This window comes from Streptomyces lushanensis (assembly GCF_001700515.1).
Classification (GTDB): Bacteria; Actinomycetota; Actinomycetes; order Streptomycetales; family Streptomycetaceae; genus Streptomyces; species Streptomyces lushanensis.
Window position 1 is genome coordinate 1 of sequence record NZ_MAUD01000031.1, and the last position, 23,497, is coordinate 23,497.

Sequence of the window (23,497 nt, forward strand, 5' to 3'; positions counted from 1 at the left end):
ACTCGGCCGGCTGGCCGGCCGGGTGGGCTTCTCCGCGATCCCGCTCTACCTGCTCGCCGGACTCGCCTTCGGCCACGGCGGTCTGCTGCCGCTCAACGCCAGTGAGGAGTTCATCGCCACCGGCGCGGAGATCGGCGTCATCCTGCTGCTGCTCCTGCTCGGCCTCGAGTACAGCGCCTCCGAACTCGTCAGCAATCTGAAGACCCAATACCCCTCGGGGATCGTCGATCTCGTACTGAACGCCGTGCCCGGCGCGCTCGCCGCGCTGATCCTGGGCTGGGGCCCGGTCGCCGCGGTCGCCCTGGCCGGTGTGACATGGATCTCCTCCTCCGGAGTCATCGCCAAGGTGCTCGGTGATCTCGGCAGGCTCGGCAACCGCGAGACTCCCGTGATCCTCGGCGTCCTGGTGATAGAAGACCTCGCCATGGCGGTCTATCTGCCGCTGCTCACGGCCCTGCTCGCCGGACTCGGCCTCGCCAGTGGCAGCCTCACGCTGCTGATCTCACTCGGCACGGTCGGCGCGGTCCTCTATATGGCGCTGCGCCACGGCCGGCTGATCAGCCGTGCCGTCTCCAGCGACAACCCCGAGATGCTGCTGCTGGTCGTTCTCGGGCTGACGGTCCTGGTCGCCGGAGTGGCTCAGGAACTCCAGGTCTCGGCCGCCGTCGGCGCGTTCCTCGTCGGTATCGCACTCTCCGGCGAGGTCGCCGAGGGCGCCCACAATCTGCTCGCGCCGCTGCGCGACCTGTTCGCCGCGGTCTTCTTCGTCTTCTTCGGGCTGAACACCGATCCGGCCGCCATCCCGCCGGTGCTGGTCCCGGCCCTGATCCTGGCGACGGTCACCACCCTGACGAAGATCGGCACCGGCTGGTACGCGGCGAGGCGCGCCGGAGTCAGGACGGCGGGCCGCTGGCGGACCGGCGGCACACTCGTGGCGCGCGGCGAGTTCTCCATCGTCATCGCCGGACTCGCGGTCGGGGTCGAGCCCCGGATCGGGCCGCTGGCCACCGCGTACGTCCTGATTCTGGTGATCCTCGGCCCGCCGGCCGCGCGCTGGACGGAGCCGCTGGCACGGCGTATCAGCCGCAAGGTGAGGCGTGCCGCGCCAGCGGCGTCCGCCGAGCCTGCCGCGCCTGCCGCACCCGCAGGGCCCGCGCCGGAAGCGACGGACGCGGCGCCCAGCCACGGCTGACCGGCCCCGGCCCCTGGCCCCGCCCGGCCGGTGCCGCGCGGTCCTGAGGTCCTGTCCGGGCGCCGAGGCACGTCAAGGCGGGGCACAGAACGCGCGCCCCGCGTCCTGTGCCCCTGTCGCGGCCGTGCCCGTCCTCACGTCCGGTCGAGGCGGGCTGCGGCCGTCATAGAATCTACAGCAGTGTAGAAGGACATGGGAGGGGCGTCCGTGGGAGCGCGCGGGCGCACGGATCAGTAGCATGAACGGCTGCCACGTGGCGCGGTCGCGTGGCTGGAGGGAGACATCGTGAGGGTGCACGGCGGTCCGGACGGCCGGGACGGTCCGGACGAGCGCCCACGCCGGCGCGGCCAGGGCGAGCTGGAGTCCCTGGTACTCGCCGCGCTGCGGCAGGCGCCGGGGCCCGTCACCGCCGCCTGGGTGCAGGAACGGCTCGGCGGGGATCTCGCGTACACGACGGTGATGACCATCCTGACCCGGCTCCAGGCCAAACGGGCGGTCACCCGGGAGCGGGCCGGGCGCTCCTTCGAATGGCGTGCCGCCTCGGACGAGGCGGGGCTCGCCGCCCTGCGGATGCGCAAGGTGCTCGACGCGGAGGCGGACCGCGAGGCGGTCCTGGCCCGGTTCGTCACCGCGCTCTCCGCCGACGACGAACGGCTGCTGCGCGATCTGCTCGGCCTGCCCGAGGACCCCGAGGACGGGGCGGAGGGCTGACGGGGTGGGGGTGTTCGTCTTTCTGCCGCTCGTCCTGCCGCTGACCGCGCTGCCCATCGCGCGCCTGGCCGAACTCCATCTCCATCCGCGTGTCGCGACCCGGCTGCTGTCCGGGCTGGCCGTGGTGCTCGCCCTGTGCAGCACGCTCTGTCTGGTGCTGCTGGTGGTGGTCGGTACGGCGCAGCTGCCCGGCAATCCACTGCCGGACGCCTGGTCCGATCCCGAGGTCCGCGAGGCCGTCCCGTACGACGAGATCGCGGGCAAGGCGGCCATCGCCGCCCTCGCCGCGGTCGCCGTCGGCTGCGCGGCGGCGGCCGGGCGCCACCGCCGGGTGCGACGCCACGCGCACCGCGCCCTGACCGGGCTGCCCGAGGGCGAACTCGCCGTGCTGACCGACGAGGCGCCGTACGCCTACGCACTGCCCGGTTCCACCACGGCTCCGCTGCCGGACGGGCACGGAGGTGCGGACGGGGGCGCGGGCGCCGGTCGTCGGCGAGGACGGGCACGGGGACGGGGACGACATGGGCACCGCCGGGGGCGGGTCGTCGTGTCCACGGCCATGCTCGACTGCCTGGACGACCGGGAGAGTGCCGCGCTGGTCGCCCATGAGCGGGCTCATCTCCACGGAGGCCACCACCGGTATCTGCTGGCCGTACGGCTGGCCGCGCGCGCCAATCCGCTGCTGCGCCCGCTGCGCGCGGCGGTCGCCTACACGACCGAGCGATGGGCGGACGAGGAAGCGGCCCGGGTGACCGGCGAGCGTACGGTCGTGGCACGGGCCATCGGCAAGGCCGCGCTGGTCTCCCGGGGCACACCCACACCGACGCTGGCCGGTTTCGCCGCGCCGGGCCCGGTGCCGCGCCGGGTGGCGGCCCTGCTGGAGCCCGCGCCCTCGGCGGTGAACTGGCCGTCGATGTCGACCGCCGTGGGTCTGGCCGTATGGACGGCCGCGGCCGGAACGCTCGGCTCCGCCCTCTCCTCCGCGAACGCGACGGTCACTCTCTTCCTCCTGCTGAAGACCGCCACCCCCCTGTGACATCTACCGTGACATCTGGTCATCCGATGTCAGGCCCGGGCGGTTTCCCCCGGTGGCGATGCCGTTCGCCGTGGCGCCCGCCGTGGACTCGGCGGACTCGGCCGCGTGGGCGATATTGCGGGCCATGCCGCTGAACACCAGGGCGTGGAACGGCGAGACACTCCACCAGTACGCCTGCCCGAGCAGCCCCCGGGGATGGAACAGCGCCCGCTGGCGGAAGACCGTGAGGCCCGTGTCGTTCCGGTCCGCCCGCAGCTCCAGCCAGGCGAGTCCCGGCAGCCGCATCTCCGCGCGCAGCCGCAGCAGTCTGCCCGGTTCGATCTCCTCCACCCGCCAGAAGTCCAGTGAGTCGCCGACCCGCAGCCGCTGCGCGTCCCGTCGGCCGCGCCGCAGCCCGACCCCGCCGACGAACCGGTCGAGCCAGCCCCGTACCGCCCAGGCCAGGGGCAGTGAGTACCAGCCGTTGTCACCGCCGATCCCCTCGATCACTCGCCAGAGCGACTCGCGTGAGGCGTTCACGGTCAGCTCACGACGGTCGGTGTAGAGGCTGCCGCCCGCCCAGTCGGGATCGGTCGGCAGCGGATCGCTGGGAGCGCCGGGCACCGAGGCCGACGACCAGCGTGTGGCCACCTGGGCGTCCTGGACGCGTCGCAGCGCCAGCGCCACCGCGCGGTCGAAGGTGATCGGGCCGCCCGGCGGGTCGGGAACGTAGCGGGCGATGTTCCGTTCGTGGCAGATGACCTCGTGCCGCAGGGACTCCGCCAGCGGCCGGGCGATCGAACGGGGCACCGGGGTGACCAGACCGATCCAGTGACTCGACAGCCGCGGTGTCAGGACGGGTACCGGGACGATGAGCCGCCGGGGCAGCCCGGCCACCGCCGCGTACCGCTGCATCATGTCCCGGTAGGTCAGGACCTCGGGGCCGCCGATGTCGAAGGACCGGCAGATCTCGGCGCGCAGCCGCGCGCAGCCGACCAGATACCGCAGGACGTCGCGTACGGCGATCGGCTGGATCGACGTACGCACCCAGCTCGGTGTCACCATCACCGGCAGCCGCTCCGTGAGATAGCGCAGCATCTCGAAGGAGGCGGATCCGGAACCGATGATCACCGCGGCCCGCAGTGCCACGGTCGGCACCCCCGAGCCGAGGAGGATACGAGCGACCTCGGCGCGCGAGCGCAGATGCGCCGACAGTTCGCGCTCCGGGACCCGGGCCGGGGTGAGAGCGCCCAGATAGACGATGCGCCGGACACCCGAGGCCTTCGCCCGTTCGGCGAAGATCCGGGCGGCCCGGCGGTCCGTGGCGGCGAAGTCCGGTCCGGTGCCGAGCGCGTGCACCAGGTAGTACGCCACATCGATGCCGTCCATGGCCGCCCCGACCGACGCGGCGTCGGTGACATCGCCGCGCACGATCCCGGTACGCACCGCCCAGGGATGATCGCGCAGCTTGTCCGGTGTGCGGGCCAGGCAGCGCACCGTATGGCCCGCGTCGAGCAGTTCGGGCACCAGCCGGCCGCCGATGTACCCCGTCGCCCCCGTCACCAGACAGCGCAGCCCGCCGCCGGCCTCCCTGTCCGCGTTCATGTCCTCTCCCTTCGAGGCTCCCTGGCGAGGCCCCTCACCGTGAGCCTGGGCCCGCGGCGGGCGATCGGCAACGTGAGGGGCCGCCCCGGCCGGACGGCCCACCGCCCGCGTGGACGGACCGCCGCCTGCCCGCGGAACGTGCGGCACCGGGGTCACACGCGGTCAGCCGGTCCCGCGCTCCTTCCACAACGGCGGCTCGGTGGGGGCCGGCCGCACGCGGCCGAACAACGCCGCGCGTACGACACGCGGCGCGAACAGCACCGAGACCGGTGCCATCAGGGAGGTGGCGGCGCGGAAGGCCTCTCCGACGACCGGATCGCCGGGCGCGCGCTGCACCACCCGGGCGAGATACCAGGCGGCGGGCCGGTCCGCCAGCTGTGCCCGGGCCGCGTCACCGCGCGCGCCCGGCAACACCCTGTCCGCCCCCGACGCGATGTCCCACGCCTGCCGCGAGGCCTTGAGCAGCGCGAGCTGCACCCGGCGTGTCGTGGGGGTACGGACGGGATCGGCCAGCGTGTCGCGCAGCGCGATCGCGCCGAGCGCGGCGACCGCCATGCCCTGCCCGTACACCGGGTTGAAGGCGCACAGCGCGTCACCCACGGCGAGGAAACCGGCCGGGCGGCGGCCGGGGCGGTCGTACCGGCGCCGCACGTTCGCCGTCGAGCGGAAGGCGTGCACCCCGGACTCCGGCCGGGCCCTCAAGAGCCAGTCGCGCAGTACCGGATGGGCGAGTCGGGCCGCGAAGTCGGTGAACTCCTCCTCGTCGGAGGACGGTTCGCTCCCGCGCAGACCGGAGAGCGTGACCAGATGGAGGCCGCCCTCGATGGGCAGGGCGACACCGCCACGGGCCTGGCCGCGCCCGGGGACGAAGTAGTAACCGACGGAGTCCGTCGTCCCGACGGCGCTCCCGGAGGCATTCCCGCCGGTCCTGTCGCTCCCGCCGCCGGTCTCGTCGTGGTGAGGATCGGGCCGGCGGTAGAGCCTGGTCGCGTAGGCGAGCCCGGTGTCGAGCGTCTCCTCGTGCGGCGGTTCCGCGCCGATCGCGGCCAGCCAGTCGGGAGCGCGGGAGCCGCGCCCCGAGGCGTCCACGACCAGATCGGCGGTGAGCCGCCGTACGTCCTGACGGGTCCGAGGACCGCGCTCCCGCACCTGTACCCCGCGGACACGGCGGGAGTCGCCCAGCAGTCCCACCACCTCCGAGCCCTCCAGCACCGTGATCCGCGGCTCGGCCAGCACCCGGCGCCGTACCAGCCACTCCAGCAACGGCCTGGTACCGGTGAGGAGATGGGCGGTGGCCGCGGTGCGCCGGTAGTAGCGGTGGTTCTGCCACTGCACGATGTCGCTGGGCATGCCCACCCGGGGCGCGCCGTGCTCGCGCAGTTCGGCGACGATGCCGGGGAGCAGCTCGTCCAGCGCCCGCTGCCCGCCCTCCAGCAGTACATGGGTGTGGCGGCTCTGCGGGACACCCGCCCGCGGCTCGGGTCCCCCGGGAAGGCGGTCACGCTCGACGACGGTCACCCGGTCGGCATGGGCGCTCAGCACATGGGCCGTCAGCAGAGCCGCGACGCTGCCGCCGATGATCACGGCATGGCGGGTCCGGCGGCCGGGGGAGCGGTACGGACCGTCCCCCTCCGCCCCAGCGGTGTCCACCTCTGCCGCGTTCGCCATGCCTGTCCCTCCGGGGGTCCTGTAACGACAACGGACCTGCCGCCGTGGCCGTTCCGTGAGGATTCAGTATTCCCGGGTGGCGATACGCGGATCACGACGACTGCGCGCCGTTCTCACCGCGTTCCCTGTGTGCCGAGCCGTGCTCGGCCGGTATTTCCCGCTCACTCCTTGTGGTATTGGTACGCCTCCGTCGCCGCCGCCGCGACCGCGTTCAGATCCCCGCCCGCCGAGGCGGTGACGAGCGCGGCGACCGCTCCCTCGACGAACGGGGCGTCCACCAGCCGTGCCCCGTCCGGGAGTTCGTCGCCCTCGGCGAGCAGTGTCTTCACCGTCAACACGGCACTGCCGAGATCCACCAGAATCGCTACGCCCGCGCCCCGGTCCACCCGCGCGGCGGCGGCCGAGATCAGCTCGGAGCTGGTGCCGAGTCCGCCGTCCGGTGTGCCTCCTGCCGCCGCCACCGGCGCCGTCGCCCCGCCTCCCGCCAGCCCCCGGGCCATCGCGGCGACGGCCTCCGCCACCGGTCCGCTGTGTGACACGAGCACGATGCCGACCGGCTTCTCGATGCTCACGGTGTCGCCTCCGCCGTGTCGGCGAGCGCGGCGACCAGCAGGGCGGAGGAGGTCGCGCCCGGATCCTGGTGCCCGATGCTCCGCTCGCCCAGGTAGCTCGCCCTGCCCTTGCGCGCCTGGAGGGGTACGGTGGCCAGGGCGCCCTTCTCCGCCGCCTCCGCCGCCGCCCCGAACGACGTACCGAGCGCCTCGGCCGCCGGTTCCAGCGCGTCGAGCATGGTCTTGTCCCCGGCCTTCGCTCCGCCGAGCTGGGCCACGGCCGCCACACCGGCGCGGAACGCCTCCGTGAACTGCTCGGCCGTGACCTCGGGAGCGTCACCGAGCGCCTTGCCCGTACGCCGCAGCAGCGTCCCGTAGAGCGGCCCGGACGCGCCGCCCACCGTCGAGATGAGCTGCCGTCCCGCCATGACCAGGACGGCTCCGGGGCCGTCCGGTGACTCCCTGCCCAGCTCCGTCATGACGGACCGGAAACCGCGCTGGAGATTGCTGCCGTGGTCGGCGTCGCCGATCGCGGAGTCCAGCTCGGTGAGCCGGCCGGCCTCACGCTCCACCATGGCGGTGGCGGCCGTCAGCCAGCGGCGGAAGAAGTCGGTGTCGAGCGTCCGGTCGGGTTTCTGATCGGTCACGTGAACTCCCTCGCCCGTGGGTCGTGCCCTGCCGTCCCAAGTCTCTGTGCCTGCCCTGCCGTCCCGGCCTGCCTTGCCTCTTCTTTGCCGTATTCAGCGGCCCCAGCGGAGCGCGGCCGTTTGCACCGGCGCGTCCCACAGGCGCAGCAGCTCCTCGTCCACCTGGCAGAGCGTCACCGAGCAGCCCGCCATGTCGAGCGACGTCACATAGTTGCCGACGAGCGTACGGGCCACCGGGACACGCTGCTCGGTCAGCACCCGCTGCACCTCGGCGTTGAATCCGTACAGCTCCAGCAGCGGTGTCCCGCCCATGCCGTTCACCAGGACGATCACCGGGCCGGAGGGCAGCAGATCCTCCACCACCGTGTGCACCGCGAAATCGGCGATCTCGCGTGAGGTCATCATCGCGCGCCGCTCGCGGCCGGGCTCGCCATGGATACCGATGCCCAGCTCCAGCTCTCCCTCGGGCAGATCGAAGGTCGGGCTGCCCTTGGCGGGCGTGGTGACGGCGCTCAGGGCGACACCGAAACTCCGCGAGCGGTCGTTCACCCGCCGGGCGATCGCCTCGACGTGCTCCAGCGGCGCTCCCTCCTCGGCCGCCGCGCCCGCCAGCTTCTCCACGAACAGTGTCGCGCCCGTACCGCGCCGGCCCGCGGTGTAAAGACTGTCCGTCACCGCCACATCGTCGTTGACCAGCACCTTCGCGACCTGGATGCCTTCGTCCTCGGCCAGCTCGGCGGCCATGTCGAAGTTCAGGACGTCGCCGGTGTAGTTCTTGACGACGAACAGCACCCCGGCCCCGCTGTCGACGGCGGCGGCGGCCCGCACCATCTGGTCGGGCACGGGCGAGGTGAACACCTCTCCGGGACAGGCCGCGGAGAGCATCCCGGGCCCGACGAAACCTCCGTGCAGCGGCTCGTGCCCGGACCCACCCCCGGAGACGACCCCGACCTGCCCGGCGACGGGCGCGTCCCGGCGTACCACCACACGGTTGGCCACATCGACGGAGAGCTCCGGATGCGCCGCGGCCATCCCCCGAAGGGCATCCGCCACCACGGTCTCCGGCACATTGATCAGCATCTTCATGGCGTGTCTCCCTGGTAGGTGGGCCGCTCTGCCTCTGACCATGGTTTTCGCAGGTCACATGGGCTGTGGCCGCTCTGTGATCTTGGCGGTCCCAGGCGTTCCGAAGCGGCCTTCGGCGGTGCTGACGCCGCCCGTACGCCAACTTTCCTGACACATGGTCAGCTCCTTGGGGCGCGGTGGAAGACGCTCCGCGACGCTCTGCCGCTCGATTCAGTATCGATCCAACTCCGCCACCCGGCACGGCCTACGGGAAACGAGTTTGTTCCCGGGGGACACGTACATCCGTTCGGGTGATCCGGCCGGCGCGAGCGCGCTGACCCGGTTCTCGTGCTCGCGGCGGCCCTTGCGTCGGGCCGCGGGACCACAGGGGCGCCCTGGTCGCCGTCGAGCGGCCGGCAGCGGTCGAGGAGCCGGCGGTGCATGGTGGGGACGGCGGTGAGGAGCAAGGGCACCGATGACGGCCTCAACTGGACGGTGTCGGTGAACTCCACCGTCGTCCGCGCTCGTGCCGCGCTCTGAGGGAGCCGGCCCCACCCGGGGGCCTGCCGGACGTGGCGCAGGCCTCGGGAAGAGGGTTTCCTTATGCTTGACTCCACCACGCGCCACAGCGCGGCCCATGTGTCAGGGCGCGCAAGGTGCTGGCGGCGGTGGTCGCCGGTCTGCTCGCGATCGTCGGTCTCGGCGCGGTCGCGGTGACCGCCACCATCGCGGTCGGCGTCGCTCCGGGGGCCATCGCGTTCAGCCCCAGCGGGGCCACCGCCTACGTCGCAAACAACGGCACCAACACGGTGACCGTCGTGGACACCGCCACCAGCACCGCCACCGGAACTTTCACCGTCGGCTCCCGTCCGAGCGGCCTGGCCGTGGTAACAGCAACGACACCGTCTACGCGGGCGGCGACGACACCATCGACGGTAGCGACGGCAACGACATCATCCGCGGCGACGACGGCACCGACGACATGAGCGGCAACCTCGGCAACGACACCATCGACGTCCAGGACGGCGTCGTCGGCGACACCGCCAACGGCGGCCTGGGTAAAGACACCTGCGCCGCCGACGCCGGCGACACCACCATCAGCTGCTGACCCCACCACACCAACCCGGGGCCGGGCCACCACCAAGCGGCCCGACCCCACCCACGCCCTCGATACGAGGACCGCAGTGGCCAGAGCCACACCGCGCAAAGAACGTGTCAATCCGCCCGCATTCCGCGAAGGCGGTGCCCAGCGGGGTCGGGCGCCCCTCGCGGCCGAACATCCGCAGCGAACTGCACCAGGGCGTGGTACACCTCGGGGCCCCCGAACTGGCCGCGCACGGCGTGGCGATCGGCCTCGACGCGACTCCGGCCGGCTCACGGTGCGGATCCCGCCGCCCGGCGCGATGCCGCGCGCGAACCCAAGCCCGGCGGTGGCCGTCGTCACAGGCCGTTTGATCATCGTTTTGACGTGGATGAGGGTGGCGATGTTGAGCCCAATGGTGACCGGGGCCTCGCCCGCCGTCCCTCGCCGAACTCATTGACAGCGGACTGACCCCCTGTCACCGTCTCGTCTGACAGCGGCAGTTCTCCGAGGGAGCCCCCGAGAGGGACCGCCGCTCGATCCTCCCCCCACCCGCGTCTCCCACACGGCTGAGTCATCGCCGATGTGGGAGCGCTCCCAGAGAGGGCTGCACATGAGAAAGATGATGCGTACGCTCGTCACATCGGCATTCGCGTGCCTGCTCCTGACCCTCGGCAGCGGGCAGGCCGACGCCCGCGTCCTGGCCGATCCGATCGGCATGACCAGCGGGTTCTACACGGACCCGAACTCGACTCCTGCCGCATGGGTTGCGGCGAACCCCGGCGACGGACGGGCGCCGGCGATCCGGAACAACATCGCCTCGCGCCCCATGGCCCGGTGGTTCGGTTCCTGGAGCGGTGACATCGGGGCCGCAGTGGGCTCCTACGTGGGAGCCGCGGACGCCGCCGACAAGCTTCCCGTGCTGATCGCCTACAACATCCCCGGCCGCGACGCCTGTGGCGGCCACTCCGGCGGCGGGGCGGGTTCTCCGGCGGCGTACCGCACCTGGATCTCCGCCTTCGCCTCGGCCATCGGCGGGCGGCCGGCACTGGTGGTGATCGAGCCCGACGCCCTCGGTGACTACAGCTGCATGTCCCAGCAGCAGATCGATGAGCGCAACGCCATGCTCAGAGACGCCCTGGCGCGGTTCTCCGCGCACGCGCCCAACACGTGGACGTACCTGGATGCCGGAAACCCCGCCTGGATCGACGCGGGCACCATGGCCCGGCGTCTCGACGGCGCCGGGGCCCGACAGGCGCACGGCTTCGCGTCGAACATCTCGAACTACTACGGCAACGGCCGCAACATCAGCTACGGCAACGCCATCAACTCGGTGCTGTCGGCGTCCTACGGTTACACGAAGCCTTTCGTCATCGACACCAGCCGCAACGGCAACGATTCCAACGGCGAGTGGTGCAACCCCGCCGGTCGCAGGATCGGGGCCGTCAGCCAGACGGGCGGCGGAGCCGAGATGCTGCTGTGGCTGAAGACCCCGGGTGAGTCCGACGGCAACTGCGGAGTCGGCGCCGGCTCCGTGGCCGGCCAGTTCCTCCCGGAAGTCGCGTACAAGATGATCTACGGATACTGAACCGCCCGATTCGTCACTGTGGAGACCGGCTCATTCGATGTGGTGGCCGTGTTCTGGTGGCGCCCGCGTTGCCCGGGGTGCCGTGGGGCTCGCGCTGTGGCCGACACTGGACCGAACTCCCGGCGGTCCCGGCCCGGGCGGCGAGGCCGGACATGTGGTGGTGTCCGGCACGGCGCGTGGGATCAGCGCCCGCCCATGACGGCGATGTTGCCGCAGTGGGGGATCGTGTCGAAGCCGTAGTTCTGGATGAGGACCGTCTGGGCGCAGGCCTTCGAGGTGGAGCTCTGGAAGGCGCTGATCAGGTCGGCGTCGGGGGTGGCGCCGCCGCTCAACTTGGCGGCCGGGACGACGTTGCGGACGTCACCGTTGTACGGGAACGCGATGTTCAGCTTGCCGTTGGCGATGCGCGGCGCGACACCGTTCACTCGGGTCAGGACCGTGACACCGCGGTTGTTGGTCACGACACCACCGATTTGGGCGATGTACTGGGCGACGGAGTACGGGGCGATGTCACCTTCGGTGTCCAGCGCCACTCCGTCGTTTCTCCTGCGTCCACGGATAGACGCAGGGGCCGACCCGGGCCTCGGCGAGGCCGATTTTGTCCAGGAAGATGGTCCGGGTGCCGGAGCCCGAGTGCGGCAGCAGCGGCGTCAGGGCGACACCGTTGTGCGTGGTCTCGGCACAGCTGCAGATGTCGCCGAGCTGAGCTGTTGTGAAGCTCACCCCGTCGTTGAGGAGGCTGTCCGAACGGACCGCGACGGTCACCGTGTCCTTGGCGAACGGGATCCACACCAGCTTCGCGGAGGTACAGGTGTCTACCGGCCCTCGGGTGGACCGGGCGAAGTCGCGGCCCACCACGACGATCAGGCAGGTGTCCGCGTCGATGAGGACCTGGTGGTTGGTCGAGTACCGGTGTGCTTGGACTGTGCCGCCACTGTGCGATTCCGTGTCGGAACGAGGGTGCCGTCCACGATGAGCACTGTGCCCCTTGCGAACCGCTTACGGGGCCGGAGCGCAAGCATGGGCCCGAGGTGGTCGATGATGCGGCCCGCCGGGGACTTGGACACGCCGAAGAGCGGGGCGAGCCGGCGCATCGTCAAGTTCGTTCGTCAGTAGGCCGCAACCACCAGGGCCCTCTCCTCCAGCGGAAGACTCCACGGATGGCCCCTGCGGACCGTATCCGCCCCCTCGCGCCGCAATACAGTCACCAGCCGGCCGAACAGGCGAGGGCTCAACCCGGAGAACGGGGCTGTCCAAGACGGCTCCGACGCCGTCATCACACCCGCCACGGAAAAGATCGTCCCTCGACGACGCTGCCGCGGGGTGAGCGTCAGTCGATCAGCAGCTCATCAAGACGCTGGACAGACCTCGGGCTGTCCAGCTCGTCCGCCACTGCCACCAGTCGAGCGTGGTACTGCCGGTTGATGGGCAGGGCGTCCTCATAGATCCACGAGCACATCGTGTCGAAGGCCAAGGCCTCCTCACCGTGCGAGAGCAGATGGCGAACGTCCGTGATGACAGCTTCCGCGGTGAGCGGCGACTCCTCCAGAAGCGCGATCACACGTGCTCGATGCGACAGGCTCACGAGCTGTTCCCCCTGCCAGAGCTCAACGGACCGATGACATTGAGCATCCTCGCCTCCAGCAAGGGAGCTGTCGACTCACCCGCCCATAGCGGGACAACGCTTAGCTTGATCTTTTGTTTCGGTCGTTGAAAGGCTTCTCGTACTTGATCATCTCGTAGAGCTGCCCGGCATCATCGCGGCGATTCGCGCGGTCCTGGACACCGACCGGTCGGCCGAGTTCGACCGCGAGTTCGAGCACGTTCCCGCCGCCGAGCTTCCCCTCACGCTCGTGCGCCGGACCTGGTCGGCACCGGCACCGGTGCCGACGAGGAGGACGAGGCCCTCTTTGAGATCCTGTCCCGCGGTGAGAACATCGGCGCCACCCGTCCCGGCGACCGTGGCCACGGCTCGGAGGTGGCGTGAGGCGCTCCGCCTCCATTACGCGTCCCCGGCCGACAAGGCCCGCGCCGCCATGCGCACCTGCTTCGACGCCGGTGTGCGCGGCATCGCCGCCGCCCGTACGGTGAGGGATCCTCACCGATCGACAAGGACTGCGTCAGCCGGTCCGTCCGAGAACGCCCGACGCGCGGCGGCCCGGTGCGCGGGTGCGTCCGTCCGGGTGCCCATGCGGGGCCGCCAGGTATGCGTGACGACCCCGCATGATGCCCCGGTTCCAGGCGCGCCCGTCGCAACGGGCAGTCGACCGTCGGCAGTTGTCCCGTTTGCGTCCGGTGGCCGGCTGCTCGACCACGGAGCCGCACCACAGGCATGGCCGGTCGCCGTGCTCGACTTCGATCGGGACAGCCCTCAGCGGCTGGGCCTCGTTCTTGCCGTCCGTGGGGGGACCGTGCGTAGCCGTGCCGGCGGGAGGACGGACGAGCGCCAGACCCTTACCACCAGCGCCACACCTGGTTCGCGCGGTTCCATTCCGTGCCCGAGGTGATGCAGTTCCACACCTGCAGAACCGACTGTTCACCCGGCTGGCCGGAGGGGGAGTTGACCTCCATGCATCGTCCGCTCAAACGGTTCCTGATGATCATGTAAGTAATGGGGAAGCACATGCACGGCCCCTGCGGCGGACGGATCTCCTGCGTGTACCACTCATTCGAACTGCCGCCACGGTCGCAGTACGGGTCCTGAACGATCGGTACACCGTTTGCGGGGCTGCCGCCGAGGACGGCCAGGCACAGGCCGGAGTGACGTGCCTTGAGGCGGAAGAATCCATTTCCGCTGTCGAGCCGTTCGAACTCCTGTGACCAGCTGGCATTGTCAGGCCAGAGGAAGACCCCAGTGCCCGGGTTGGGGGAGGCCCACATGACGTCCGCGTGGAGCCCGGTCCACTGATTCACGATCTCCACGAACGGGGGATCCGCGGCCGGCGCGGCTTCCCGGGCAGTGGCTGACGGGATGGCCACGAGGCCTGCCAGTGTGATCATCACTGCTACCAGCGTCGTTTGCCTCAGTCTTCTTTTCCGTAAGAAATGCAACCCATTCCCTTTCTCTGGCGTTCACCGGTGAGATGCGGTGGCAAGCGGATGAAATCGGGGTGTTTCCGGTTTTCGGAGCTGGGTGCGAATCAGTCCTGACCGGAACCCAGCGCAAGAACAATCGCCCTGTGGCGCAACTGTCGCGCGGGCAGGATCGAGCGCGTCGGACATTTCTCGCCCCCGCGTCCATCGTGGAGAGGGCGGCTTGCGGGCGACAGGTGCCTGTTCCGCCATCTTGACGGCAAAGATGGCCTGTGCATGACATGATCCTCGACTTATCCTCGCTACGGAGAGCCGACAGGGGGACCGCTGTGAACGAGGCACGTCTGTTACGGCACGCGTTGCACGCCGCCGACCGCATCGTCAACAACGAGCCCTTTGTGGAGGACTTGGCTGAAGGGCTGCTTCGCGTTGTTGGCGCAGACTGTGTATGTATCGACATATGCCCGGCCTGGCGGACGCAGACGCCATCGGTGACGATGGCCGGAGAACCCAACGCCCTGTCCGCAGGCGAGATCGACCAGTGGATGGCCCTGTCGGCTGACGACCCGTACATGGGGAACCTTCTCGCCACCAGCGACCCACGGCCGTACCGCATAAGTGACTTCATGACGTTCAACCGTTTCCGGCAGACTCTCGTCTACCAGGAAGTGTTTTCCCGGTACGGCATGCGCCACCTCCTGGTGATGGCACCCCGCATCACCGACGAGAACCTGGTGCTCATCGGTCTGACGCGCAGGCTCCACGACTTCTCCGACCGCGAGACTCAAGCTCTCCACCCCATTCGCGACCTCATTGCCACAGCGCTGGACTATCAAGCCCAGATCGCTGCGATCCAGGCCAAGATCGATGCCGGCCCGCCTGGCGTCCCACGACACCGGCGCACCCTCACCGAACGCGAAACCCAGGTGCTCGCACTTGTCGCCACAGGCCACACCAACGACCAGGCCGCCCGCGAACTCGGTATCAGCCCACGAACCATCCGCAAACACCTCGAAGGCGTCTTCACCAAAGCCAACGTCCCCAGCCGCGCCGCCGCCGTTGCCTGGTGGCTCCGCCAACCCAAAAATGACGCCCTGTGATGACCTGGCACTCGCGCGATCCAAGTCGGCCGACGTCGGGCCATGAAGGAAGGGCCTTTTGGTAGCTCGCGGTTGTCGCTTCCAGCGAGTGACAAGAGGCCCTGTTGTCGAAGTGTCGCGTGGTCGTGGTTGCCGGGTCCAGGTCCGTCGAGCGCGGCGCGTCCGAGCGGAGCCACGGCGACACATCGGCCGCCAGGACCAGGCACCCGCCATCGAAACGCGGCAGTAGCAGCCCGGCCAGCACCGTCCGCAGCCGGCCGACACTGATTCTCACGCGATGCTGTCGCTCAGTCGGCTTCGCCCCAGCTCTGCGCTCGGGGGGCTCCCTTTACTGGCCGTCGGGTCCAGCGGAACCCCTTCGCATCCGACTTGTTCGTCGTGTAGGCGCCGGTCCCCCGGCACAGGACCTGGCAGGTCCACCTCCAGCGCCGTGCCCAGGGCAGGTGACCCGACAACACTGCTGCGGGAACGGTTTGTGACGGATCTTGTGAGCCATCGCCGCATTTCAGAGGCACTCCCGCGCTGTTCTGCCGGCGGAGAACACCGGCCCGACCGGGCTCGGCGATCACTACGGTCCAGTCTCATGACGACGACAACAACGCGCACGGTCGCGTACCCGGCCGACGGCCTGACGATGATCGGGCACCTCGCGCTCCCGGCCGGTGTCGACCGTCGGCCCGCGGTGCTGCTCGGCCCAGAGGGCCCGGGGCTCAGCGACGTCGAGCGCCGCCGGGCCGATGCGCTCGCCGAACTGGGATACGTAGCGCTGGCCTTCGACGTCCACGGCGGGCGCTATTTGGACGACCCGGACGAGATGCTGGCCCGTTGCCTGCCGCTGCTCGCCGACCCCGACCGGATGCGGGGCATCGGCCACGCGGCGCTCGACGTGTTGCGCGCCGAACCGCGGACCGACCCCGACCGGATCGCCGCCGTCGGCTACGGCACCGGCGGCGCCATCGGGCTGGAACTCGGGCGCGACGGCGTCGACCTACGCGCGATCGGCACAGTCAACGCACTGACCACAGGCCGACCGGGCGAGACGGCGCGCATCCGCTGCCCCGTGTGGGCCGGGGTCGGGTCGGAAGACCCGATCATGCCGCCCGCGCAACGGGACGCGTTCACCGCCGAGATGCAGGCCGCGGGCGTCGACTGGCGTCTCGTGGTCTACGGCGGCGCCTTGCACGCCTTCCACCACCCGCCGGTCGACCACCCCGTGGTTCCCGGCGTCGGCTACCACGCACAGCACGCGCAGCGCGCCTGGCACGACGTCATCGACCTGCTCACCGAGTGCCTGCCCGTAACCGAGTGATCTGGTCAGCAACCGCGATTCCGGGCCGCGAACCAGGCCGGTGGACCGCCACCGGCTCCGGTTTGTGGGACATCACCGCAGCCCGGAGAAACGGTGACGAGGTGCTCTGCGAGGGCGTTCCCACTCGGCGGGGGGAACGGCTCCGCCCAGTGCCCCGGCTCGTTCTCTGCCATAACGTTCCTGACCTGGCCAGACCCGGACCGCCGTCTCAGCCGGAGTTGCCGCTGACCATGCTTCGTCTCAGGTGCTGTTCCCTCTCACAGGTGTTTGAGGCCGCATCGCCGGCGGAGGTGTCTGCCGGCGACCTCGCCTGGATCGATTCAGTGTGATCGATCCGAGGGCTGGGCGATGGATGTCGAAAGGAGGGGGCAGGCTGCGTTCGAGGTGGTGTACGTCGATGAGGACTGTGGTGGCACCGGCACATGAGTGAAGTGCTCAACGGCCTGCTGCCGGACGCCGCGGCGGGAGTGATGCCGCGGCCCGAGTACGACCCGGCGACCCGGAACCCGGCCGAGCGCGAGGCGGCCAAGGCCGCCGAACTCAGCGCAGAGACCGGCAGGTTCGTCAGCCCTCACACCATCCGCCGGCGTCGGCGCCGCCATCAAAAGCGCGGGGTGATGGGCATGGCCGACGGCCGGCAGGCCCCGCGCCGCCCGGTCCTGGGTCAAGTCGACCCGCAGGTCGTGGAGGTCCTGCGGCGGCTCATGGACCAGGCCGTCGACGGCTCCACCCTCACGATCAGCTACTACTTCGAACTCGTCGGCCAAGCGATGAAGAAGCTGGAGGGACCGCCGGTCGAGATGCCCTCACGGGCGACCTTCTACCGTGCCCGGGTATCCGGGTCGGAGATGGAGTTGGAGCATGGACCGCTCGCACACGGCTGGGCCGACCAGCGATGGGCCCTGGCACGGGCGCCGCGTGGGTGCCCATCCCACGGGTGAGTTTGGTCGCCAAGGTGCGGGTCTCCGCTTCATGCCGGGTCTTTGCTGACCTCCCTGGCCTCAGCATGGCTCTGGCCTGTGGCCGCACCAAGCTCAGTCACGAAGATCAGCACCTTCATGGGGTGTCACCTGGTAGGTGGGCCGCTGTGCCTCTGGCCATGGTTTTCGCACGTCACATGGGCTGTGGCCGCTTTGCAACCTTGACGGTCCCCGGCGCTCCGGAGCGGCTTTCGGTGGTACCGACGCCGACCGGACGCCGACAGTGCTGACGCACGGTCAGCTCTCCGGGACGCGGTGGAAGACGCTCCGCGACGGCCCGGCCGCTCGATGCGGTATCGATCCAACTTCGCCACCCGGCACCGCCTACTGGACCGATCCGCTATCAGCCGGTGCGGCGGTTTTCTCTGCCCGGCGCACCCGCGGCCGACGCCGTGGTGTCCGACAACGGCACTGGGGGCGAGCACATGCGTGCTCGCCCCCAGCCCGGCCACCCCGCGTGTCAAACCGTTCGCGGGTTGATTCCCGGCGGCTGCCCGCCGGTGCGGGTGACGGTTACTTGTCGCTGTGCTCGGCCGGCACGACCTGGATGGTCTTCGAGGTCGTGATCGGCGCGAGCGAGCTGTCGTCGGTGTAGGGACGCATCGAGTCGTTCGTCACGGTCACGGTCACCGAGCCGGGCCGCAGCGCGGTGAGTACCCGGGTCCGCGGGTCGAGGATCGCGACCTTGCCCTGGCGGCGGGCGTCGTCGACGGCGTTCTCACCGCTGCCGATCGCCAGGTTGGACGAGCCGCTCCAGTCGACCGACATCGGGTACCGCAGCGGCACCACACGCGAGCCCGTCGACACTCCCTGCGGCTGCACGATGCTGCCCGAGAGCTGCGCCGTGTCGTCGGTCGCGACCGTGGCCGGGGTGTTGAGCGTGATCGACTGCGCGAAGGCACGCACATCGGCCTTGACCCACTGCTGTGTCGCGTCCCGGCCCGCGTCGACGGACCAGTCGACCCAGCCGGTGAAACCGCCGCGGTCCGGCGTGCCGTACGGGTCCTTGCCCGAGGACGGCAGCACCGTGTACGGAACACCTTCGAGGCGGTGGACATTCGCTATCTGGGCGTGGGAGCCGACCATCGCGGCACCCTTGCGTGAGGAGTCACGGAAGTCCGTGAGCATGTCCTCGATGAGCGCGACCTCGTCGCGGTCGCCGAGCTGGCTGGACTTGGCGTCGGCGGGGTCGTCCACCGGGTGGTGGGCGAACACCATGACATTGCGCACCGACCGGTCCTTCTCGGCGTCGGCGAGCGCCTCCCGCATCATCGGGAGCTGGTCCCACGCCGTCCCGCGCAGCGATCCGAGGGAGCTGGCGAGCAGGATGAACCGTGTGCCCTTGTGGTCGAACGTCCGGTACGGCCGGCCGAACTCGGTGGTGAAGTTCGTCAGGTCGCTCTGGACGTTGTTGAGACCGTAGGACTCGTGGTTGCCCGGTACGTAGTAGCACGGGATCGAGCCGGCCTTCGGGTCCGGCGTGCTGTCCGGTGCGGGCTCCTGGCCGACCGGGATGAGGTCGCACCCGGCGTCGGTCAGCACCTTGCGGGCGAGCGCGAGGTCCTGCGGCAGGCCCCGGTCGGTGATGTCACCGTTGAGGACGAGCAGGTCCGGGTCGGTCTTGCGGATGCGCTGGATGGCGGCCGTCGCGACCTGGGTCAGCGCCGGGTTGTCGGCCGTGAACTGCACGTCCGACAGTGTGGCGAACTGCCATGTCTTGCGGCCGACGAGCAGCGAGCCGTCGTCGGAGATGAGCGGGTCGGCCTGGAGGTCGGGCTGGGCGGGCAGGTCGATCGACGTCGGGACGTCGGCCTCGACGCGGTCCAGGACGAACGTGCCCGCCTTCTGCTGGGCGACGTTGGTGTTGATCCCCTGGAAGCTGGAGATCGTGATCGGGAACGCCGTGGTCGCCGGTACCGTGAACGTGGCGTTCTGCCAGTCGCTGCTCGCGGCCAGGCCGGTGCCGTAGACGCCGAAGCTCTTGCCGGTCGCGTCGATGTAGCCCAGGTAGGTCAGACCGCTCGGCACGCTGATGCTCGACTTGATCCGTACCCGCACGCGCAGCGGCTGGCCGGGAACCGGGATGCGCTGGGCCGCCGATGCCGCCGAGATGCCCACGTTGCGCATCGCGTTGAAGTCGATCCGCAGGCCGTCGGGGTCCGCCGAGAACTTCGTCGCCGCGGTGCTGTTGTTGCGCCAGCGGGCGAGCACGTCGTCCTCGAAGTCGTAGACCGTCCTGGTCTGCACGCCGATCGTGATCGGGAGCTGGACCGACTTGCCGGCGACCGAGACCTTGAGGACCGTGCTCGCGTTGGCGAGCGGGACGACCTTGAGCTTGCCGTTCACGGGCCGGATGTCGACGACGCTGTGGTCGTAGTCCAGCGCGAGGTCCCTCGGGTCGATCGGGGCGGTGTAGCCCTGGGCGTCGCGGCCGGTCACGGAGACGGTGGCCGCCTGCTCGGGCGTCGCGTCGGCCATCGACAGGAGCTGGGACGACAGCTCCACGCTGTCGACCGGGCCGAGGACGGTGACCTTCGCGTCCTCGTGCTCCCCGGCCACCCGCGCCTCGACCTTGACCGTGCCCGCCTCGGCCGGGGCCGTGAGCGTGCCGTCCTGGACGGACGCCTCGTCCGCGGACCACTGCACGGACTCCTGGTCGACCTTCACCGGGGTCTCGTGCTTGTCGACGCCCCGCGCGACGAGCGCGCGGCGCAGGCCCGGGAAGACCTTCACGCCGCCGTCGGCCGACGCCGCACCCGGCGCGGGCTTGACGAGGAGCTCGTGCAGCTTGCCGTCACCCTTGGCGACGAACACCCCGACACCGTTCGGGTCGTTGCGCTCGTGGCCGTCGGACGGGACGTTGCGGATGGTCGCGTCGTCCTCGCCGAGCGCGCGGGCGACCATCGTGGTCGAGCCGCCGCCGTCGAGGTTGACCGCCGTCTCCACGCCCATCGCGGCGAGGTCGCGCGCCTCCTTGTCGATTCCGACGCCGCCCTTGCCGGTGCCGCCCGGGCCGTCCCAGGTGGCGAGTACGAGCGTCTTGCCGCCGTCCTTGAAGCCGAGCGCGGTGCGCGGGGCGATCGAGGTGTCGAGGCCCTTGACGACCTGGCCGCCGGAGACGATGGTGCCGCCGTGGCCGATCGCGAACCGCATCGTCCTGGCGGCGCTGTCGGCGAGCGAGTAGCTGAGCTTCGCCGGGGCGCCGGGCTGCAGCGCGCGGATCGCGGTCGCCGCGGCGCCGCGTCCGACGAGCACGAAGGCGCCCTCCGGGATCGTCCCCGAGCCCGCGGGACCGTTCGGCGTGACCGACACGACCGAACCGTCCTTGACCAGGACCTCGGCGATCTGGTCGTTGGCCACACCGGTCAGACCCCCGTTGCGGCTGTAGTCGCCCCACGCGGATGTGAACGCGACCATGCCGTCCGCGGGGATCCCGCCGCCGTTCGCGGCGTTGACCGACAGGACTTTGTGGCCCGCGCCCGCGAAGTCCGCCGTCGCGTCGACCGAGAGGTCCACGAGCTGGGCGATGCCGTCCTTGCTGACGCCGACGTGCTTGCGACCGCCGGTGACGTCGGCGGTCTTGAGGAGTTCGCCGTCCTGGATCTCGCCACCGAGCGCCGCGTTGGAGTTGCCGATGTCGAAGAAGTCGCCGTTGACGCCCGCGACGGCGCCGGCCTTCTTGGCGGCCTCGGTGAGCGGCCCGCCGGAGGCGACCGGTCCGGAGGTGAGCAGGTCGGTGCTGATGTCCTTGTCGGACAGGTTCACGGTCAGGAACTGCGCGTCGTACCAGCCCTTCTGGTCGAGCGCCTTCACATGCTGGAGGTTGATCCCCGGACCGACCTTCTCGGTCGTGTTGATCAAGGGGATCCCGCCGGTGACCGGCGTGGGTCGGCTGTCGTCCGCGTACGCGACGGCAGGTGCGGCCGCCAGGGCGGTCGCCGTGGCGAGCACCACCAGCAGTGGTCTCGTGTACCGATGGTTCAAGACCATCAATTTCATTGCAACCTCGGGTCAAAAGATGACGCGGAGGCAGAACAACCCCCGCCACGTCCAGTTCGAAGGGCGCGCACCCGATTAGAAAGATCAACTGAGAAGTACGGATGACGCCATCACGAGCCCGCAATGAACCCTCCCTGTGAAGTCGCTTCTTGACGACCGGGCGGATTCCTGGCGATGGCGGATTTTGTTCGGGACGCGACACTGTCGAAGTTCCGGCGTAACGGGCCTTCTTCGTAAGGGAGTTGAGGGATTTCACGGATAGTGCAAAGTCTTGCGGTGTGAATTCGCCGAGTCATTTGTACCTGTGGACGGTGACGGCAAGTCAACTGCTCGGCGAAGAAACGCTTCGGTGAAGACGCTCCTCGCGCCCCCGACCACCGCCCGCTCGACAGGGGTACCGAATCAAGCTGGGCGGTGGTCAGGGACGCGAGGGCATCGCGGGTGCCCGAACAGGAAATCGACCTTGCCGTATCGGGCACTCACGGAGGACAGCCGCCGGGCCGCGCCGTTTCGGCGGCCCGCCGCGGTTCCACGGTCCCGCGGTCAGGACGGTCCCGCGGATTTGCTGTCAGGCCCAGGGGTCGAAGGGGATGCCCGACGGCCTGGAGGCATTCAGGAGGTTCCGGAAGCGGTCGTCCTTGTCCGTGGTCTTGATGGTGGCCGACCCGAAGTCCGCGTTGTTCAGGCGGTCACGCAGAGAAGTGCTGGGCCACCCGTTCCAGTCCACGATGGGAGGCTGGCGCCAGTTGCGGTAGTGGTTCTCGGCCGGCTCGTCGTTACCGTTGGCAAGCCGGAAGAAGTGGGTGCCCAGACCCTCCTTGTGATACACGACCTTGGGGTGGGAACCGTCGAAGCGCACCTGCGAACGCGGATACGTCACCTGGCTGGAATGCTGAGTGGTCGTGACGAATTCGACCTGGTTGGACGCCTGGTTGATCCACGAGATCACGTGCTCGAAGTCGTGGCGGTGGCCACCGAGTCCGCTGCCGGGAAGGGCCTGGTCCTTCTCGAAGTAGCTGGCGTACACGACCGCGCACCAACCGTTGTTGCACTTCGAGCGGGCGTAGGTCTGGGTCCGGTCCAGGTCGGACTGGTCGCGGCAGCTGCCGTTGACCGCGCCCGAGGTGTTCAGACCGGGGTTGAGCGCTCCGTCGGGTGCGATGGCGGCAACGGGGTAGCAGCCATCACCGTCGTAGTCGTACGCGGGCGAGAACGATGCCTCGTAACCCCCGGCCTTCTGCGGCAGGTTCGGCAGGTTGTCGGCGTGAGCCACGGACGTCGGCAACATCACACTCAGGACCGTGGCGCCGACCAGCGCCCCCAGCCAGGACTGCTTCCGCTTGAAATACGCCAGAGCCGACCTACCCGCTCCACGCGATGGCAGATTATCCATGTGCGTCCTCTCGGATGACTCGGCGAGCGGTCGACGTGATGTCGGCACGGCCGAGTGATGGCTGCTGCCGACAGGATCTCCCGGCGGGAGTGTCCATGACAGGTTCCCCTGAAGGCCACTCCGGTGAACCGCTCCTGAACAAGATCGACCCCGGTCGTGCCGGAGGGGCCGCGGGCGACGGTACGGGGCGGCGGACCGAGCGGTCGGCGAAGCCCGCCATCGGGCCGCCTCGACGCCCATGTGCCCCGTGCCGGTGGCCGCCGGCGGTATGCGTGGTGTGCGCTCAGCCACCGCAGCCGAGTACGGCTGGATACGTTCCTCGTTCTCACTGTTCGCGTACGCGCTGGAAGGCGGGTACCCCCTGACGCTGGTTCGAGGAGTCCCGCCTGCCGAATTGCTCAGGGCTGCTGGGGGCCGAGCCGCGAGGTGTGTGCCAAGGACTCGGCGAACTGATCGAGCAGCACCTGGAGTTCCTGCACGAGTCCGACAACTGGCCCGAGCATGCCTGCGCGTCATCGGCCTCGCCCCGGACGAACTGCCGCCGCACGCCATGCTGTTTC

General features: G+C 70.1%; 20 protein-coding genes and 2 pseudogenes. 10 read left to right on the forward strand and 12 right to left on the reverse strand.

The features are described from left to right. From BFF77_RS02615 to BFF77_RS02625, 3 genes are all read left to right on the forward strand, one after another. On the forward strand, positions 1-1,192 hold a 1,192-nt coding region (locus BFF77_RS02615; protein WP_066943364.1), incomplete at its 5' end, for a cation:proton antiporter. Positions 1,193-1,477: 285 nt separating this feature from the next. After that, complete coding sequence (locus BFF77_RS02620; RefSeq protein ID WP_245703131.1) at positions 1,478-1,903, forward strand: BlaI/MecI/CopY family transcriptional regulator; 426 nt, start codon at positions 1,478-1,480, stop codon at positions 1,901-1,903. Between the two features lie 4 nt (positions 1,904-1,907). Continuing rightward, a complete protein-coding gene (locus BFF77_RS02625) occupies positions 1,908-2,939 on the forward strand; it encodes a M56 family metallopeptidase (RefSeq protein WP_066943368.1) in 1,032 nt (343 codons plus the stop codon). Between the two features lie 3 nt (positions 2,940-2,942). On the opposite strand, the gene BFF77_RS02630 is transcribed toward BFF77_RS02625, so the two are convergent. From BFF77_RS02630 to dhaK, 5 genes are all read right to left on the reverse strand, one after another. Then, entirely contained in the window at positions 2,943-4,523 is a 1,581-nt protein-coding gene (locus tag BFF77_RS02630; protein ID WP_066943370.1) for an SDR family oxidoreductase, read from the reverse strand. A gap of 162 nt (positions 4,524-4,685) precedes the next feature. Beyond that, the gene (locus tag BFF77_RS02635; protein ID WP_107422048.1) at positions 4,686-6,191 is read right to left on the reverse strand and encodes an FAD-dependent oxidoreductase; all 1,506 of its coding nucleotides are present in this window, start codon (positions 6,189-6,191) and stop codon (positions 4,686-4,688) included. Between the two features lie 161 nt (positions 6,192-6,352). Continuing rightward, entirely contained in the window at positions 6,353-6,763 is a 411-nt protein-coding gene (locus tag BFF77_RS02640) for a PTS-dependent dihydroxyacetone kinase phosphotransferase subunit DhaM (RefSeq protein WP_066943372.1), read from the reverse strand. After that, positions 6,760-7,317 (reverse strand): dihydroxyacetone kinase subunit DhaL, encoded by a 558-nt coding sequence (gene dhaL, locus BFF77_RS02645; protein ID WP_066943399.1) that lies wholly within the window; start codon positions 7,315-7,317, stop codon positions 6,760-6,762. The genes BFF77_RS02640 and dhaL overlap by 4 nt, the downstream gene beginning before the upstream one ends. Positions 7,318-7,482: 165 nt before the next feature. Next, entirely contained in the window at positions 7,483-8,475 is a 993-nt protein-coding gene (gene dhaK / locus BFF77_RS02650; RefSeq protein ID WP_066943374.1) for a dihydroxyacetone kinase subunit DhaK, read from the reverse strand. Between the two features lie 647 nt (positions 8,476-9,122). Here dhaK and BFF77_RS02655 point away from each other — a divergent pair. The 3 genes from BFF77_RS02655 (at position 9,123) to BFF77_RS02660 (ending at position 11,123) form a co-directional block, all read left to right on the forward strand. After that, positions 9,123-9,440: a YncE family protein gene (locus BFF77_RS02655; protein ID WP_066943376.1), complete on the forward strand. Its 318-nt coding sequence runs from the start codon at positions 9,123-9,125 to the stop codon at positions 9,438-9,440. Continuing rightward, a complete protein-coding gene (locus BFF77_RS37695) occupies positions 9,410-9,562 on the forward strand; it encodes a hypothetical protein (protein WP_425424330.1) in 153 nt (50 codons plus the stop codon). Before BFF77_RS02655 ends, BFF77_RS37695 begins: the two co-directional genes overlap by 31 nt. A gap of 586 nt (positions 9,563-10,148) precedes the next feature. Continuing rightward, complete coding sequence (locus tag BFF77_RS02660; protein WP_066943400.1) at positions 10,149-11,123, forward strand: glycoside hydrolase family 6 protein; 975 nt, start codon at positions 10,149-10,151, stop codon at positions 11,121-11,123. A gap of 182 nt (positions 11,124-11,305) precedes the next feature. Here BFF77_RS02660 and BFF77_RS02665 read toward each other — a convergent pair whose 3' ends face one another. The 5 genes and pseudogenes from BFF77_RS02665 to BFF77_RS02680 all read right to left on the reverse strand — a co-directional run bounded on the left by BFF77_RS02665 (position 11,306) and on the right by BFF77_RS02680 (position 14,123). After that, complete coding sequence (locus tag BFF77_RS02665; protein WP_066943378.1) at positions 11,306-11,656, reverse strand: hypothetical protein; 351 nt, start codon at positions 11,654-11,656, stop codon at positions 11,306-11,308. Then, on the reverse strand, positions 11,634-11,981 hold the full coding sequence (locus tag BFF77_RS36145) for a hypothetical protein (RefSeq protein WP_066943380.1): 348 nt from the start codon (positions 11,979-11,981) through the stop codon (positions 11,634-11,636). Before BFF77_RS36145 ends, BFF77_RS02665 begins: the two co-directional genes overlap by 23 nt. Next, positions 11,961-12,412, reverse strand: a pseudogene (locus tag BFF77_RS32740) (transposase family protein); the annotation flags it as partial. The gene BFF77_RS36145 and the pseudogene BFF77_RS32740, both read right to left, overlap by 21 nt. Positions 12,413-12,453: 41 nt before the next feature. Next, the gene (locus tag BFF77_RS02675; protein WP_079124778.1) at positions 12,454-12,684 is read right to left on the reverse strand and encodes a MafI family immunity protein; all 231 of its coding nucleotides are present in this window, start codon (positions 12,682-12,684) and stop codon (positions 12,454-12,456) included. Between the two features lie 893 nt (positions 12,685-13,577). Then, positions 13,578-14,123 (reverse strand): RICIN domain-containing protein, encoded by a 546-nt coding sequence (locus BFF77_RS02680; protein ID WP_066943384.1) that lies wholly within the window; start codon positions 14,121-14,123, stop codon positions 13,578-13,580. A gap of 362 nt (positions 14,124-14,485) precedes the next feature. Between BFF77_RS02680 and BFF77_RS02685 the strand changes: the two genes are divergently transcribed. The 3 genes from BFF77_RS02685 (at position 14,486) to BFF77_RS02695 (ending at position 17,506) form a co-directional block, all read left to right on the forward strand. Beyond that, a complete protein-coding gene (locus BFF77_RS02685) occupies positions 14,486-15,256 on the forward strand; it encodes a response regulator transcription factor (protein WP_245703133.1) in 771 nt (256 codons plus the stop codon). A 583-nt stretch (positions 15,257-15,839) separates the two neighbouring features. Next, positions 15,840-16,565 (forward strand): dienelactone hydrolase family protein, encoded by a 726-nt coding sequence (locus BFF77_RS02690; RefSeq protein WP_066943389.1) that lies wholly within the window; start codon positions 15,840-15,842, stop codon positions 16,563-16,565. Between the two features lie 422 nt (positions 16,566-16,987). Next, on the forward strand, positions 16,988-17,506 hold the full coding sequence (locus BFF77_RS02695; RefSeq protein WP_066943391.1) for a hypothetical protein: 519 nt from the start codon (positions 16,988-16,990) through the stop codon (positions 17,504-17,506). A 552-nt stretch (positions 17,507-18,058) separates the two neighbouring features. On the opposite strand, the gene BFF77_RS02700 is transcribed toward BFF77_RS02695, so the two are convergent. After that, positions 18,059-21,535: a phosphodiester glycosidase family protein gene (locus BFF77_RS02700; protein WP_066943393.1), complete on the reverse strand. Its 3,477-nt coding sequence runs from the start codon at positions 21,533-21,535 to the stop codon at positions 18,059-18,061. A gap of 577 nt (positions 21,536-22,112) precedes the next feature. After that, a complete protein-coding gene (locus BFF77_RS02705; RefSeq protein WP_066943395.1) occupies positions 22,113-22,937 on the reverse strand; it encodes an NPP1 family protein in 825 nt (274 codons plus the stop codon). Positions 22,938-23,205: 268 nt separating this feature from the next. On the opposite strand from BFF77_RS02705, the pseudogene BFF77_RS36515 reads away from it, so the two are divergent. Further along, positions 23,206-23,307: pseudogene (locus BFF77_RS36515) on the forward strand (hypothetical protein); the annotation flags it as partial. Between the last annotated feature and the right edge of the window lie 190 nt (positions 23,308-23,497).